This window comes from Thermomonas sp., assembly GCF_029945965.1.
GTDB lineage: Bacteria > Pseudomonadota > Gammaproteobacteria > Xanthomonadales > Xanthomonadaceae > Thermomonas.
In genome coordinates, this window is sequence record NZ_JAQSDO010000008.1 from 1 (window position 1) to 15830 (window position 15830).

15 protein-coding genes are annotated in these 15830 nt (G+C 64.3%); 7 read left to right on the forward strand and 8 right to left on the reverse strand.

Translation table 11 applies throughout. From position 1 onward, the window contains the following. On the reverse strand, positions 1-215 hold a 215-nt coding region (locus PSV05_RS03170; RefSeq protein ID WP_300061385.1), incomplete at its 3' end, for a hypothetical protein. A gap of 449 nt (positions 216-664) precedes the next feature. Here PSV05_RS03170 and PSV05_RS03175 point away from each other — a divergent pair. Further along, a complete protein-coding gene (locus tag PSV05_RS03175) occupies positions 665-1066 on the forward strand; it encodes a hypothetical protein (protein WP_300061388.1) in 402 nt (133 codons plus the stop codon). A 29-nt stretch (positions 1067-1095) separates the two neighbouring features. On the opposite strand, the gene rpoD is transcribed toward PSV05_RS03175, so the two are convergent. Both rpoD and dtd read right to left on the reverse strand, forming a co-directional pair. Next, entirely contained in the window at positions 1096-2982 is a 1887-nt protein-coding gene (rpoD, locus tag PSV05_RS03180; RefSeq protein ID WP_300061391.1) for an RNA polymerase sigma factor RpoD, read from the reverse strand. Between the two features lie 162 nt (positions 2983-3144). After that, positions 3145-3585: a D-aminoacyl-tRNA deacylase gene (gene dtd, locus PSV05_RS03185; RefSeq protein WP_300061394.1), complete on the reverse strand. Its 441-nt coding sequence runs from the start codon at positions 3583-3585 to the stop codon at positions 3145-3147. A 38-nt stretch (positions 3586-3623) separates the two neighbouring features. Between dtd and PSV05_RS03190 the strand changes: the two genes are divergently transcribed. After that, a complete protein-coding gene (locus tag PSV05_RS03190) occupies positions 3624-4550 on the forward strand; it encodes a lauroyl acyltransferase (protein ID WP_300061397.1) in 927 nt (308 codons plus the stop codon). Between the two features lie 58 nt (positions 4551-4608). Then, positions 4609-5673: a glycosyltransferase family 4 protein gene (locus PSV05_RS03195; RefSeq protein ID WP_300061400.1), complete on the forward strand. Its 1065-nt coding sequence runs from the start codon at positions 4609-4611 to the stop codon at positions 5671-5673. Positions 5674-5739: 66 nt separating this feature from the next. Here the strand turns inward: PSV05_RS03195 and PSV05_RS03200 are convergent, their stop codons facing one another. Then, positions 5740-7353: a glycosyltransferase family 39 protein gene (locus PSV05_RS03200; protein ID WP_300061403.1), complete on the reverse strand. Its 1614-nt coding sequence runs from the start codon at positions 7351-7353 to the stop codon at positions 5740-5742. A gap of 71 nt (positions 7354-7424) precedes the next feature. Between PSV05_RS03200 and PSV05_RS03205 the strand changes: the two genes are divergently transcribed. Further along, positions 7425-8177, forward strand: coding sequence for a glycosyltransferase family 2 protein (locus PSV05_RS03205; RefSeq protein WP_300061406.1), 753 nt, complete (start codon positions 7425-7427; stop codon positions 8175-8177). On the opposite strand, the gene PSV05_RS03210 is transcribed toward PSV05_RS03205, so the two are convergent. From PSV05_RS03210 to def, 4 genes are read right to left on the reverse strand one after another with little or no spacing between them, the layout of a single operon-like run. After that, positions 8151-9812: a glycosyltransferase family 39 protein gene (locus PSV05_RS03210; protein WP_300062216.1), complete on the reverse strand. Its 1662-nt coding sequence runs from the start codon at positions 9810-9812 to the stop codon at positions 8151-8153. The two genes, PSV05_RS03205 and PSV05_RS03210, sit on opposite strands and share 27 nt — an antisense overlap. A gap of 35 nt (positions 9813-9847) precedes the next feature. After that, a complete protein-coding gene (gene rsmB / locus PSV05_RS03215) occupies positions 9848-11131 on the reverse strand; it encodes a 16S rRNA (cytosine(967)-C(5))-methyltransferase RsmB (RefSeq protein ID WP_300061409.1) in 1284 nt (427 codons plus the stop codon). 11 nt (positions 11132-11142) lie between these two features. After that, positions 11143-12075, reverse strand: a complete 933-nt coding sequence (gene fmt, locus PSV05_RS03220; protein ID WP_300061412.1) for a methionyl-tRNA formyltransferase — start codon at positions 12073-12075, stop codon at positions 11143-11145. A gap of 36 nt (positions 12076-12111) precedes the next feature. Continuing rightward, positions 12112-12630, reverse strand: a complete 519-nt coding sequence (def, locus tag PSV05_RS03225) for a peptide deformylase (RefSeq protein ID WP_300061415.1) — start codon at positions 12628-12630, stop codon at positions 12112-12114. A gap of 155 nt (positions 12631-12785) precedes the next feature. Here def and PSV05_RS03230 point away from each other — a divergent pair, with 155 nt between their 5' ends. From PSV05_RS03230 to PSV05_RS03240, 3 genes are all read left to right on the forward strand, one after another. Continuing rightward, positions 12786-13976, forward strand: a complete 1191-nt coding sequence (locus PSV05_RS03230; protein ID WP_300062219.1) for a LysM peptidoglycan-binding domain-containing protein — start codon at positions 12786-12788, stop codon at positions 13974-13976. Positions 13977-14078: 102 nt separating this feature from the next. Beyond that, positions 14079-15245 carry a DNA-processing protein DprA gene (gene dprA, locus PSV05_RS03235; RefSeq protein WP_300061418.1) on the forward strand — a complete coding sequence of 389 codons (1167 nt, stop codon included), beginning with the start codon at positions 14079-14081 and terminating at the stop codon, positions 15243-15245. A gap of 49 nt (positions 15246-15294) precedes the next feature. Continuing rightward, on the forward strand, positions 15295-15786 hold the full coding sequence (locus tag PSV05_RS03240; RefSeq protein ID WP_300061421.1) for a DUF494 family protein: 492 nt from the start codon (positions 15295-15297) through the stop codon (positions 15784-15786). Positions 15787-15830: the final 44 nt, after the last annotated feature.

The window sequence follows — 15830 nt, forward strand, 5'->3', positions numbered from 1 at the left end:
GGGTGGGTCAATTTTGGTTGGAAACCCCGGGTCAGTTTTGCGTGGAAATCAACAGGTACGCGCTCGCCCGCGGCTTGAGCGTGCGCAATTTTGTGTCTGTAAGCATGTGAGTCAACCAATTGTGAGTCAGCGCGGCAGACACCGACTCTTCGACTCACATATTGACTCACTTTATTGGTGGATTCAATCTGACAGCTTTGTACAGATATCGACATGAAGTTATTTCAAATCAGTGACTTAAGTCGTTTTTTGGGCAGATCTGGATGGCTCTATACAGCTATTAAATGGGCCCACCAGGACTCGAACCTGGAACCAAAGGATTCACTTGTCCGGGACTTTCGCCCCGGGGTGGACTATCTCATCACCCTCAGCTTGCGCTGGTGGGGTGCGGGACGCTCTAGCCTGTTATCAAGGGCACTGCAGCCCCCAGGTAGTCTCTGCACCTTCCGGCGGTGTACCGCCGGCTTGGCTCAGGATTGCCGCCGGCCTGACCGCTGCGGTTTCCCTGAATTCATCCCGTTTCTCATCCAGCGATTACGCGCTGGCGTCACCTTTTCGATGAGTCCTCTGCTCTAACCATTGAGCTATAGGCCCGCAGTGGAATCGTAACAAGTAACGCCGTGCTTACAGCGTACTTGGTGCTAAATCGGATTATGATAATTTGATGAAATCCGAAAAATGTGCCACATGCCAACAGCAACTGAGCGGACGCCAGCGCCGCTTCTGCTCACTGAAGTGCAAGAACGCAGATACCAACGATCGCCATCAGAGCTACCTGAGTCAGCAGAAACGCGGCCTTGCCCGCAAACTGCAATTAGTCGACGAAGTCGGCGGGAGGTGCGTGAAGTGTGGGTACGACCGCAACCTTGCTGCGTTGGCATGGCACCACATCGATCCGCGAACCAAACGGTTCCAGCTCGACTTGCGCTCGCTTTCAAACCGTGGCGAACGGGACATCCGCATCGAGTTGGAGAAGTGCATGCTCGTGTGCGCCAATTGCCACGCCGAAATCCACTCCCCAACCATGGAAATGTGTGCGCTTCTAAACAAACAAGGCCGCGATTAGCGGCCTTGTTTGTGTGACATTGGATTCACTTACTCGATATCGAGGAAGCTGCGCAGTGTTTCCGAACGCGAGGGGTGGCGCAGTTTGCGCAGTGCCTTTGCTTCAATCTGGCGGATGCGCTCGCGAGTGACGTCGAACTGCTTGCCGACTTCTTCCAGCGTGTGGTCGGTGTTCATGTCGATGCCGAAGCGCATGCGCAGCACCTTGGCTTCGCGCGGGGTCAGCCCGGCCAGCACGTCGCGCACGGTCTCGGTGAGGTTGATGTTGACGGTGGCCTCGACCGGGGACTCGACGTTGGTGTCCTCGATGAAGTCGCCGAGGTGGGAATCCTCGTCGTCGCCAATTGGCGTCTCCATCGAGATCGGTTCCTTGGCGATCTTCATGACCTTGCGGATCTTGTCCTCGGGCATGTCCATTTCTTTCGCCAGCTCTTCCGGCGTGGCCTCGCGGCCGTACTGCTGCAGCATCTGCCGGCTGATGCGGTTGAGCTTGTTGATCGTCTCGATCATGTGCACCGGGATGCGGATGGTGCGCGCCTGGTCGGCGATCGAGCGGGTGATCGCCTGACGGATCCACCACGTCGCATAGGTCGAGAACTTGTAGCCGCGGCGATATTCGAACTTGTCGACCGCCTTCATAAGGCCGATGTTGCCTTCCTGGATCAGGTCGAGGAACTGCAGGCCGCGGTTGGTGTATTTCTTGGCAATGGAGATCACCAGGCGCAGGTTGGCCTCGACCATTTCCTTCTTGGCCTTTCGCGCCTTGGCTTCGCCATAGGCCATCACCCGGTTGATTTCCTTGAGGTCGGCCAGGGTCACGCCCATTGCCTTCTCGATGACCAGGGTCGCTTCCTGCTCGGCGATGATGTTGTCCTTGACGTCACGCAGGGCCGAACCCCACTTCTGCTTGCGCTTGAGCAGTTCGTCAACCCAGCCGGTGTTGGTCTGGTTGCCGTCCCACGCCTTGATGAAATCCTTGCGCGGCATGCGCGCCACGCGGGTGGACAGGTCCAGGATGCGGCGCTCGCGCTCCTTGATCTTGGCCACCACTTCGCGCAGCTGCCTGACCAGAACGTCGGTCAGCGGCAGCGGCAGCTTGAAGGTCAGGAAGATCTCGGCCATTTCCTCGCGCGCCTTCAGTGCGCCCTTGGCGGTCGGGCCACCCTTGGCGTAGGCCTTCTGGAACCTGGCGAATGCTGCGCCCATGGCTTCCATGCGTGCAGCGACTTCCAGCGGATCGGGACCGGTGGGGCCTGCCTCTTCCTCTTCCTCGTCGTCGTCTTCGTCTTCGTCGCCCTCTTCACCGTTCTCGGCCGCTTCAAGTGCAGCCGCAGCAGCCGCAGCAGCTTCCTGCTTGGCCTCTTCTGCAGCCGCCATTTCTTCCTCGGTTTCGATGAAACCGACCACGATCTCGGCCAGGCGCTTCTTGCCGGCCTTGTGCAAGTCGTAGTCTTCCAGCAACTGCTGCGCCGACGCCGGGAAGGTCGCCAGCGCGGTGGCCATCTGCAACAGGCCTTCCTCGATGCGTTTTGCAATGGCGATTTCGCCTTCGCGGGTCAGCAGCTCAACCGTGCCCATCTCGCGCATGTACATGCGCACCGGGTCGGTGGTGCGGCCACCTTCGGAATCCAGCGAGGTCAGCGCCGCGGCGGCTTCCTCGGCGGCGGTGTCGTCGACTTCGCGACCGCTGGCGGACTGGCCGGCGAGCAGCAACGTTTCGGCATCAGGCGCAACTTCATGCACCTCGATGCCCATGCCATTGATCATGCCGATGATGTCTTCGATCTGCTCCGGATCGACCATGTCGTCGGGCAAGTGGTCGTTGACTTCCGCGTAGGTCAAATAGCCCTGCTCCAGACCCTTGCTGATCAGGATCTTGATGTCGGACTGCGGGGCTGTTTGCCGTTCGTTTGCCATGGATCGGGCTACCGTGTAAGTGACGCGAAGGGAACCCAGCATTATACCAGCGCTGCCGGGGCTTGGCTTGTAACGAGGCACTGTCCGCTGAACGACACGCCAGCAGGTGTGGGATAACCACGCTGGAAAGCGGCTGTCGCGGGTCGGATCAGGAACGGAACGTCACGCCTTCAAAAGGAAAGTGACCGGACCGTCATTGACCAGGCTGATCACCATATGGGTACCGAACCGCCCGATTTCCACCCCTGGCGGGTGAAGTCCACGACATGTTTCGACCAGACGGTTGAAGCCAAGTTCCGCTTCGACCGGTGCTGCGGCGGTAGTGAAGCCGGGCCGCATGCCGCTGCGGGTGTCCGCCGCAAGCGTGAACTGGCTGACCAGCAGCAAGCCGCCACCGGTGTCGCTCAATGAGTGATTCATCTTGCCGGCATCGTCGGCGAACACGCGATAACCAAGCAGCCTTTGTGCCATCCGCGCGATCTGCACCTCGCTGTCACCGGGCTCGATCGCGACCAATGCCAGCAGGCCGGGACCAATCGCGCCAACCACGGCATCGTCCACGGCCACCCTGGCTTCAGTCACGCGCTGGATCAAGGCAAGCATGGCGCAAGCCTAACCCGGACGAAAGCTAGAATGGCTGCATGAGCCGCCTGCTTGCCACCCTGCTATATGCCCTTGCCTGGAGCCTGGCCCGGCTGCCACAGCCGTGGCTGGCGGCGCTGGCGGATACAATTGCCGGTTGGTGGATCCGCATCGATGCACGCGAGGCACGGGTCGCCAGGCGCAATCTGGAGCTGGTGATGCCACAGCTGGATGCCGATGCGCGCACGGCGTTGCACCGCCAGGTCCTGTGTACTACTGCGCAGCAGGCGCTGGAAACGATGCGTTTCTGGACCCACCCGCACGCCGAGAATCTGGCGCTGATCCGCGAGACCCACGGTGTCGACCTGTTCGATGCCGCCATCGCGCGCGGAAACGGCGTGATCGTCGCCGCGCCGCATTACGGCAACTGGGAACTACTCAACCAGTGGTTGGCCGCGCACACCGCACTGGCGATCCTGTACCGGCCTCCGGAATCGGCGATCGGCGAGGCCTTCCTGCAACGGGTGCGCGCCGACGGCGATGGCCACATCACCCAGATCCGCGCCGGGGCCGCGGGGGTGCGCCAGCTATTCCGGCTGCTGCAGGGCGGTGGCGTGGTCGGGATCTTGCCCGACCAGCAACCAAAGGTCGGCGACGGCGTGTTCGCCCCGTTCTTCGGACTGCAGGCGCTGACCATGACGCTGCTGACGCGACTGGCTCAGCGCACCGGGGCGACGGTGCTGTTCGCCTATTGCGAACGCATACGGTCGGCTACGGGTGTACCGGGCTTTGATTTGCGCTTCGAGGCGGCCCCGGCCGGGATCGATGCAGCGAATCCGGATACCGGCGCACGCGCGCTGAACGCAATGATCGAGCGGATCGCGCGCCGCGATCCGGCCCAGTACCAGTGGACCTACAAGCGTTACAACGTGCGCCCCCATGATTCCGGGGAAACCAGCCCGTACGCGAACACACCACTGCAATGACCGCGCGACCTCCACTGTCGGGCACCGAAACTGCATTGCGCGTGCTGAAGGCCAGCCCATGAGTTCCATCCTGTTCTGGGACCCAACCTGCGTTCGCCCCTACGACACGCAGTCCATCCTGCGGGAAGCCACTGGCGGCACCGAGTCGAGCGTGACGCGCATCGCCGATGCGCTGGATGCATACGTGGTCCAGCACAACCGCACCACGGCCGATGGCCGCTACCGCCCGCCCGGAAGGATTTCCGGCATCACGCACGTTGTGGTTGTCCGCGATTCGCGCGCCATGTCGACTGTTCGCGAACTCTATCCTGACGCCAAACACTTCCTGTGGCTGCACGACCAGATCAACCCGGGTTCGAAACGCGGCCGGCGGCTGGCGGGCACCGCTGCGCTGCTGCGCGAATTATCGGTCACGCTGGTGTGCGTTTCGGATGCACAGCGCCGCGGCGTGAACGCAGTGCTCCGCGGCATGGGCGTCGCAGGTCAGGTCCGCACGCGCACGATCTACAATCCGATCGACGATGCGCTGGTGCCGGATGGATCGCCCATCGACAACAACAAGCTGGTTTTTTTCTCATCGCCCAACAAGGGCCTGCTGTTCACCCTGGATGCGTTCCGCGCGATGCGGCGTGCGATGCCCGAGCTGCGCCTGGTGGTCGGCAATCCCGGATACAAGGCCGGCAAGTCCGCGGGCATCGCGGGAGTGACGTACCTGGGGCCACAGCCACAGGCGCGCATCCATGCCGAAGTCCGCACCGCCTTGTGCACGTTCTGCCCGAACTTCGTGCTTCCGGAAACCTTCGGGCTGGTGTTCGCCGAATCGATGGCCCTGGGTACGCCGGTATTGACCCACGACTGCGGCGCGGCCAGCGAGGTCATCGGCGATCCTGCACAGGTGCTGCCGATCACGCGCTGGCAGCGCGCCTACGAGCGCGCGTGCGGGGGAATGTCGTCGCACTTCCGCAGTGGCCCAGCGCGAGTTGCCGCGCAGTTGGGACTGTTCGATCCCTACATCGAGCGCATCCGCGCTTGGCGCTCCGGGGCAAGGCCGCAGACCGGCCCGGATCCGCGTTTCGGCCTGACCACGGTCGCGGCGCAGTGGCGCGAGTTGCTGGACAGCTGACGCACCAGCGGGGCGCGGCGCCGGCCGAACCACGGCAGGCTGCCGTTGGCGCAGGCACGGGATTTGTCAGTGCGGCGAGCTACGCAGCTCGCCCTCACCCGGTTGCAGCGGTATTTGTTGCGCTGGTAGCGCGCGCCATTGTCCAGCGCGCCAGACCTGGATCCAGCGCGTGCGGAAGCGTTGCTGGGTGACCGGCTGCGGGCCCGGCAGCGTCCATGCATCGAGCGTATTGACCACCAGCAACTGGGTTGGATGCTGCAATGCCCACGCGCGCGCATCGGCCTCGTCGACTACCAGCAATGGCGCGTGCAGTCGGCCGGTGAAGTGGAATTGCAATTGGTACTCACCCAGGAACGCAACCTGGGTGCCGTCACGTTGCGCGCTGCTGATGACATTTGCCGTCGGGGTGAAATCGAATTGCGACTTCAACAAGGGCGTGACCGCCGCATGCAGGGTCGCCATCGCCAGCAGCAGGCCGAAGGCATGCACCGACAATGATCTCCAACGCAGCAAGGCGATGCCCAGCAGCACCAGCACTGCACCTGCGATGGGCATGCTGGTCAGCAGCTCGTCCGGGAATGGCTCGCCAATGTTTCCCGCAAACAGACGTGCACCCAGCATCGCAATCCCGGTGAACAGCAAAAGCATTGGCGCAGCGATGCCGAGCCGCGGGCGGGCATCCGCAGCCACCGCCAGCAGTAGCGCGAGTGCCGCGAAATCCGGCAGCATGTAATACGGTTGCTTGCCACTGATCAGGCTGAAGGCCAGCACCATCCCGAGTAGCCAGCACCATGCGAAGCGATTGCGGGCATCGCGCCACAGCGCCGGCACCTGGCTCCACCACCAACGCGACCACCACCACGGTGCCATCAAGGCCATCAGCATCGGCGCGTACCACCACCAGGGCTCGGCGTGGTCGAAACTATCCTTGATGCGACCGGCGGTCTGGGTGACCAGCAAGGCTTCGCGGTATTCGGGATCGCCCAAGGTCAATGCCGGCACCAGCCACAGCGCGAACAGGCCGATGCCGGCAAGTGTGGCCAACAGCGTTTTCTTCGCGAATCCCTTGCTGTCCTCGCGCGCGGCCGGATGCCATAGGCGCGCGGTCAGCAATGGCACGCCCAGATGTAGAAGCGCGACCGGACCTTTGGCCAGCAGGCCGAAGCCGACCGCCAGCGCGAGCCCTGGCCACCACGGCGCCCAAGCCGCGCCACGACGTCGGCAAAGCGCCAGCAGGCCGCCAAGCACGGCCACCGTGAGCGGCAGTTCGTACATGACCTGCAACGAGAACATGAAAAAGAACCAGAACCCGGCCATCGCCCATGCGGTCAATGCCGGCAAGTTCGGGCGCGACGGATACAGGTGCCGTGCAAGCACGCCCGCCTGTGCGATCGCAACAGTGCCCAGCAGCACCATCAGCAACCGCGGCCAGATGTCGCTGACCCCGCCCACCAGCCAACCGGCATGGATCAGCCACGGCAACAGCGGCGTCTTGTGCGAGTAGGGCGCGCCATTGAACAGCGGCACCAGCCAGCTGCCCTGGTCCCACATTTCCCACGCCACCGCGAGCGTGCGCGTGGAATACAGCGGTAGCGGCCCGTGCAGGAAGATCGACAGCAGCGCCAGCGCGCTCCAGGCCAGCAGCGGCGCGCGCAACGAGGTTAGGGTAGGTCGCGTCATCGGGCGCAGGATACGACATGGCCGTGGCGAGCCTTGCTACGCTCACGTCCATGCCGACCGATGCTTCCCCCTTGCCCCTGTCCGGCGTCGTGATCACCTTGAACGAGGCGGATCGCATCGGCCGCTGCCTGGCGTCGCTGGCGGGCTTGTGCTGCGAAATGATCGTATTGGACTCGGGCTCGACCGACGGCACTGGCGAAATCGCCCAAGCCTACGGTGCACGGGTGGTGCAACAACCCTGGCTGGGCTTTGCCGCGCAAAAGAACGCAGCCATTGCCCAGGCCACGCAGCCGTTCGTGCTGTTGCTGGATGCGGACGAGTGGCTGGCACCGGACGGTGCCGAAGCGATCCGCGTGTTGTTCGCGGATGCCACGGTGGAACAGGCGGATGTCTGGCGCTTGCATCGGCGCACGCACTTCCTCGGCACCACGCTCGATCATGGTGGCTGGGGTCGCGAGCCGGTCGACCGACTGTTCCGACCTGGCCTGCGCTACCGCCCGGCGCAGGTGCATGAGGCATTCGATCTTGCGGGGCGTCGCGTGCGCGCGCTGGATGCGCGCATTGAGCACGACACCGCGCGCAGCGACGCCGAGTACGCCGCCAAACTGCATCGCTATGCGCAATTGTGGGCACAGCAACGCCACGCATCCGGCAGGCGGGCAAGCGCGTGGTCGGCGCCGCTGCATGCCTTGGCGCATTGGCTGAAAAATTATGTCCTGCGAGGCGGTTTCCTCGACGGCGGGCATGCACACCGCTACCACGCGCTGCACACGCGTTATGTCAACGACAAATATCGCCTATTGCGCGTGCTCGGCACAGGCTAAGGTCGCCACGGCCGGCACTAACCACCATTGTCGACGGTTGGCATTGCCCATGTCGCGCGCGTGAGTCTTGTCCACGCAAGCCGGCAGCACGCCGTCTTCGACCAGTAGCCAGCGCGAACTGGTCGCCTGCCGCTGCCATGCCAGCGCATCCACGAATTGCTCCGCGCCATCACGCTTGAAACCGAAGGTCGCGGCGTCTCGATCGGCCATCAGCAACTGCTGCTCACGCCAGCCGACCAGTCCTAGCTGCGCACCAGGACCAATCGCCGCGCCGACCCGTTGCATGAGTCCACGCGATGACGAACCGTCGTTCAACAACGGCGCACCGATCAGCGAATACAACACCCACAGTGTTGTCAGCAATGCGACCAGCGCAACGTGTGCACGGCGACGGCCACGCCACAGCAGCGCGGCAATGCCGACACCGCCGATCGCGCTGAACATCAGCGCCAAGCCACGCGCGATGCCGGGATCGCGGCCATCCATGAGCTTCGCTTCGAAGCCGGGCTCACCGAACAGCATCGCCAGTCCTGCGCCGAGCGCGGCCAGCGCCAGCATCGCTACGAAGGCGTATAGCAAGCGCTGCGCATTGCGCTTGCACAGGATGCCCGGCAGCAATGGCGCCAGCGCCAGGCACAGCATCGGCAAAGCCGGCAGGATGTACATGTCGCGCTTGCCGGACGGAATGCTGAAGAACACGAACACCAGCAGCGCCCAGGCCAACGGCAGCAGGTAGCGCGCATCGACGCGACGCAGGCGGCGCCTCCATGCCGGCAGTGCCCACGGCAACACCAGCATGGTCGGCAGCCACGCGGTCAACGCGACTTCGATGAAATACCAGGGTGGCTGCCCGTGGTGCCAGGACTGCGCATAGCGGGTCACAGTTTGCCGCAACAGGATGTCGTCGACATAGGCGCGGTAATCGCCTGTGCCGTTGCCCAGTGCCGCGATCAGCATCGGTACCAGCCAGATCCCACAGGCAGCGATGAAGGCCAGCGGTCCCAGCCAGAACTTCCATTCGCGTGCATGCAGGCGCACGCCTGACCAGCCGCGCAGCGAGGCGAATGCCGCCGGCAGCAGCATCAGCAGCGCGATGACGCCAACACCCTTGGTAATCGTGCCCAGTCCGGCGGCCGCCCAACCCAGCGCCCACATCTTCCAGTCGGGACCGCGCAGCACATGCCGCAGCAGGCCGTAATTGGCCAGGGTGATCCAGAACATCACCAGCGGATCGATCTGCGCCTTCTTCGATTGCCAGGTGAACTGCAGGGTCAGCAGCACTGCCCAGCCCGCGTAGACGCCGATGCGTCGCGTCCAATAGCGCGTGCCGAGATCGACCACGCACCACAGCGTACCCAGCGCGGCCAGCAAGGAGGGCAGCAGGAAGGCCACCCGCCAGTTGCCGAACACGGAGAAGGACAGGGCCTGCAACCACATGAACAGCGGTGGCTTGTCCGAATACAGTTCGGTGCCGCGCATCGGGAACAACCAGTTGCCACTTTCGACCATGTGCTTGGCAACCAGCGCGAAGCGCGGTTCGTCAGCCGGCCACGGATCGCGCAGGCCCAAGCCTGCACCCAGGATCAACAGGGCGAACAGCCAGAACAGCCATGTGTCGCGCTGGGCTTTGGTCATCGTGCGAGTCATCGGGCGATGATAGCTGCGGCCGGTTACATCTTTCTCAGCCGCGCGTAGAAAAAGCCGTCCATGCCCAGCTCGCCGGGCAAGCGCTGGCGACCAAAGTCGGTGTCATGGCCGAAGCCGGCATCCAGCGGTTCCAGCAGCGCATCCGGCGTGCGTGCAAGGAACGCTTCGACCTGCGCGGCGTTTTCGGCCCGCAGGATCGAACAGGTGGCGTACAGCAGCATGCCGCCGGGTGCGAGCAGCGGCCACAGCGCATCCAGCAGGTCCGACTGGATTTTGTTCAGCGCTGTAATGTCGGCCTCTCGCCGATGCAGCAGCACATCCGGCTGGCGACGCACGATGCCAGTTGCGCTGCACGGCGCATCGATCAGGATCGCGTCGAAAGCCGTGCCATCCCACCAGGCCGCAGGCTGCGCGGCATCCGCCACCCGTGCATCCGCCTGCAAGCCAAGCCGGGCGAAGCTGTCCTGCATCCGGCGCACGCGACGCGCGTCGATATCGAGCGCGGTAAGCCGCAGCGATGGGTCGCGCTCCAGCAGGTGGGCAGCCTTGCCACCCGGTGCGGCGCAGGCATCCAGCACGCGCGCGCAGTGTGCGGGTGACAGCGCATCAGCTACGCGCTGCGCGGCGGCGTCCTGCACCGAGATCTTGCCGGCATCGAAACCCGGCAGATCATGCACCGGACGTTGTGTCGCCAACCGGATCGCATCGGCGGCTTCGTGCAATGCGCTGGCGTCGATGCCGGCATCGGTGAGCAGTTTCAGGTAGTCGTCGCGGGAACCGTCACGCGGATTGACCCGCAGCCACATCGGCGCGGCCTGTGCGCTGGCGGCAAAGATGGCATCGGCATCGCATGGCCAGTCCCCGCGGATGCGCTGGGCCAGCCACTGTGGCCAGCTTGCGTCATCGGCAGCTGCCGGCAGGTCTTCGCGCTGGACCCGGCGCAGGATCGCGTTCACTAGGCCAGCCTGGTGCGGGCGGCCCAATGCACGCGTGGCATCCACGGTCGCCGCGACCAGTGCATGCGCCGGCAAGCCGAGTTCCCATTGCGCAAAACCGACGCACAGCAATGCACGCAATTCGGCGTCACGTCCTGTCAGCGGCTTCTGCATCCACTGCGCGAGTGCGGCATCGAAGCGTGCGCGCTGGCGCAGGGCCGTGAACACGATCGCCTCGACCAAGGCGCGGTCGCGCGAATCGGCCAGTGCCGGCAATGCCGCGGCAAGCGTCGCCTTCAACGAACGCCCGCGATGCAGGACGACATCCAGCACCCGCGTCGCGGCCACGCGCGTGGCGACGCCGGGGTTCATCCGGCCGGTGTTCATCCGGCTTCGCTTCGTCCAGCTGGCGTGCGGCGCGCGTTGAGGTAATCGGCGGAGGTAATTGCCTTGCCGCCCTCACGTTGCAGCACGCGAATGCGCAGCACGCCTTCGCCACAGGCGACATCGATGCCCTCGCGGCCCATCCGCAAGATCTCGCCCGGCGTGGCGGCATGCGGCTCGTCCAGCGCAACCGCGCCATGGATGCGCAGGCGTTCGTCCAGCAGGCGCGCCTCGGCGACCGGCCACGGATTGAAGGCGCGCACCTTGTCAGCCAGGACGCGTGCAGGCTGGGCCCAGTCGAGCCTGGCCTCGGCCTTGTCGAGCTTGTGCGCATAGGTCACGCCCGCTGCCGGCTGCGGCTTGGCGATCGGCTTGAAGCCGGCGCGCAGCAGGCCCAGGCCATCGGACAGCACCTGCGCGCCGAGCGCGGCCAGCCGGTCGTGCAACTTGCCGCCGGTTTCATCGGCGCAAATATCAAGCGATTGCGATAGCAGCACCGGGCCGGTATCCAGGCCCTTTTCCATTTGCATCAGGCACACGCCGGTGTGGCTGTCGCCGGCTTGGATGGCGCGCTGGATCGGCGCCGCGCCGCGCCAGCGTGGCAGCAGCGAGGCATGCACGTTCCAGCAGCCGTGGGTTGGGATACCGAGCACCGACTGCGGCAGGATCAGGCCGTAAGCCACCACTACCAGCAGGTCGGGTTTCAGCGCGCGCAGCGCATCCTTCGAAAGCGCGTCCTTGAAATTCTCAGGCTGCAGCACCGGGATGCCGCGCTGCACGGCTTCAAGTTTCACCGGCGACGCAGTGACGCCGCGCCCGCGCCCGGCCGGGCGATCCGGTTGGGTGTAGACCGCCACCACTTCATTGCGGGCGGCGGCGGCGCGCAGGCTGGGAACGGCGAAGTCCGGCGTGCCGGCGAAGATGATCCTCAAGAGCGTTTGATCCTCAAGGGCATGCGATCCACACGATCAGGCCGCGTTGGCTTGCTTGCGCGCCTTGGCCAGCTTCTTGCGCACCATTTCGCGCTTGAGCGGGCTCAGGTAGTCGACGAAGAGCTTGCCGTCCAGATGGTCCATTTCATGCTGCACGCAGACTGCCAGCACGCCATCGACTTCCAGCGTGAACGGCTGACCATGGCGATCCAGCGCCTGCACGGTGATCATGTCGCTGCGGGTGACATCGGCAAAGATGTTGGGCACCGACAGGCAGCCTTCCTGGTAGACCTGCTCACCCTGGCGCGCGGTGATCTCCGGGTTCACGAACACCAACGGCCGGATTTTGTCCTCGGTCACGTCGATCACCATGAAGCGCTGGTGTACGTCGATCTGGCTGGCGGCAAGACCAATCCCGGGAGCCTCGTACATGGTCTCGAACATGTCGTCGAACAACTGTTGGAACGACGGGTCGGCCAGGCGTGCAGCCTCTACTGGCACGGCCTTGGTGCGCAGGCGCGGGTCTGGGAATTCGAGGATCGGGAGCTGGGCCATGGTGAAAATCCGGGGACGAAGGGCCGTCTGCGCGACCCACGTCGCAATTGTACCCCGGCAAACCTTGCTGGCCGCTTGCCAGCAGCTGCCTCTTGTGGTCTATAGTGACCGAGCTTCACGGGGATTTTACCAACGGGAGCGGGGAGATGGCCGCCATGCTTGAACGGGTTTCTAACCTGGTACGAACCGATGTGTTGCGCCCACGCGGGCTGCGCACCCTTTTTGCCGTTGCATTGCTGACGGTGGCGACTTATGCCGCTGCGGTGGAAGTGCGCAGCGATCACCCGGATAGCTACGTCGTCAAGAGTGGCGACACCCTCTGGGATATCGCCGGGCGCTTCCTGCAACGCCCGTGGCTGTGGCCGGAGATCTGGCAGGCCAATCCGCAGGTCAAGAATCCGCACCTGATCTATCCGGGCGACGTACTCAGCCTGGCCTATATGGATCGGGTCCAAGTCCAGCAGTCGGGCAACGTCGGCGAGCCGATCAACGCGGTGCCACTGGCCGAGGTCGAACCGTTCCTGAAAGACCTGCGCATGGTCGACAGCCTCGATGGCCTGCCCTACGTGGTCGGACTTGAGGACGACCGCCTGCGCAGCACCAGTGGGCAAGTGGTGTATGTGCGTGGCCTCGAGGGCATCGCACCAGGCCAGCGTTACCTGGTGGTGCGTCCGGAAAAACGCTATCGCCTGATCGAACGCGCCGGCCTGTGCTGCGACAAGACGCAAACCGTTGACCTGGACTACCGCGGCAAGCAGATGGCCGATGCGGGCACGTTCTGGAGCAATACCGTATTCCCGAGCAAGAACACCGAGATGCTCGGCTACGAGCTCCGGACCCAAGCCGTCGGCACCTTGACCCGTGGCGAAGTGGGCGGCCTGCAGGCTTCCACCTTGGTGCTGGACGAACAAGGCCATGAAGTGCGCATCGGCGATCGGCTGGTGCCGGTCGAGGCGCAGCCTTATGACCTTCAGTTCTTCCCGCACCCGCCCAAGCAGCAGGCCGACTATGGCCGGCTACAGGTGATGGCGGTGGCTGACCAGCTCACCAGCGGTGGCCCGCATGATGTGATCGCCATCTCTGGTGGCTCGCGTGAAGGCATCGACAATGGCACCGTGTTCTCCATCTGGCGCCATGGCCAGTCGACGGTGGACCGGGTCAAGACCAGCAAGGATTTCGACGAAGACCTGGTTCCGTTCGAGTCCAAGGTGCGACTACCCGACGAGTTCGCCGGCCATGCGATGGTATTCCGTACTTTCGACAAGGTCAGCTATGCGCTGGTGATGAGCGGCATCAAGCCGGCCCGCGTCGGCTACGAATTGAAGCATCCGGACGCGCCTTACTGAGGATCCAGAGCAAGTATCCTTACCGAAAGATCGGGGTTTTCCGACCCGAATACACAACGGCGCCCGAGGGCGCCGTTGTCGTCTCTGGCCGATGCTGGCAGCATGCCTGCCTCGCCTGCCTTACCCATATCCGATCACGACGAACATGACGCGCTGCTGCGCCTGCTCACCAGCGGCGCACCCGCTGCGGCCATCCGCCGCCTGCTGGATAGTCACGGTAGCGCGGACACCGCCTTGCGCGCAGGTGCCCGCGATTGGGCCAGCCATGGCCTGGATGCCACTACCTGCAATGCGATCCGCACTCCGGACCTCGTCCTGCTGTCACGCGGGCAGTCCTGGCTGGAGTCGGCCAGCCATGAGTTGATCGGCTGGTCGCAGGCCGACTATCCACCCTTGCTGCGGCGCATCCCCAGTCCGCCACCTATGCTGTTCGTCGCCGGCGACGCCGGCCTGCTGTGGCGGCCCACGGTCGCGATCGTCGGCAGCCGCGCGGCGACGGCAGGCGGTTGCACCAATGCGGCCATGTTTGCCGATGCGCTGTCCCGCAACGGCCTGTGCATCGCCAGCGGCCTGGCCGCCGGGATCGATGCCGCCGCCCATGAAGCGACCCTGCGGGCCGATGGCGCTACCGTGGCTGTGCTCGGCACCGGCCCGGACATCGCCTATCCGGTTCGCAACCGGCCGCTACTGGAACGCATTGCCGCCCAAGGCTGTGTGATCAGCGAACACCTGCCTGGCACGCGGCCATTGCGCCAGTATTTTCCCAGCCGCAACCGCATCCTTGCTGGCCTCAGCCTGGGCACCCTGGTAATTGAGGCCGCCGAGCGCTCCGGGGCGCTGATCACCGCCCGCCTGTCGGCCGAGGTCGGTCGCGAGGTGTTCGCCCTGCCCGGCTCAATCCACAATCCAATGGCGCGCGGCTGCCATCGGTTGATCCGTGAGGGCGCGCAACTGGTGGAATCCCCTGACGAGGTACTGGAAGTGCTCGCGCCACTTGCCATCGACCTCGCCAAAGCACTGCGCGGTGAACTGGAGGCCAGTTATGCACCACCCCAAGCCCAGCTCCAGACCCCACTCCAGCCGTGCCTGCCGATCGACCCGGACTACAACCGCTTGTGGGAGGCGCTCGGTCATGACCCAACAGGTATGGATGAGCTGGGTCAGCGCAGCGGATTGACGACTGCCGAGCTGTCGGCCATGCTGCTGTCGCTGGAACTGGAGGGGCGGGTCGCGGCCGAACATGGCCGTTACTGCAGGATCGGACCCTGACAGCGGTGGTTTGCCAATATCGCGCCAAATACGGCGCAGGCCGGGGGACATGAAAGAAAGCATCCTGGACGTCCTGCTGTACCTGTTCGAGCACTACTTCACCAACGACGCGATCGCCGCGTCCGGCGACGCCATCACCACCCAGAACGGCCCGTTGATGGGCGAGTTGAGCGAAGCCGGCTTCTCCAATGCAGAGATCCGCAAGGCCTTCGACTGGCTGGATGCGCTGGCGCGCCAGCGGCCTGCACCGGGGCAATCACGCAGCAATGGGCCTATCCGCGTCTTCCATGAGGCCGAGCAGGACAAGCTCGATACCGAATCGCGCGGATTCCTGCTGTTCCTGGAGCAGCACGGCATCCTCAATCCCGACCAGCGCGAGCTGGTGGTGGATCGGGCGATGGCGCTGGATCAGGACGAACTGGACCTGGATGACCTCAAATGGGTGGTGTTGATGGTGTTGTTCAACCAGCCTGGCTCCGAAGCGGCTTACGCCTGGATGGAGACCCAGATGTTCCTGGATGAGCCCGAACCGGTACATTAGCCGGAGCTTTTGGCGGCCGGCGCTTGACAGCCAGCCCCTCGCCG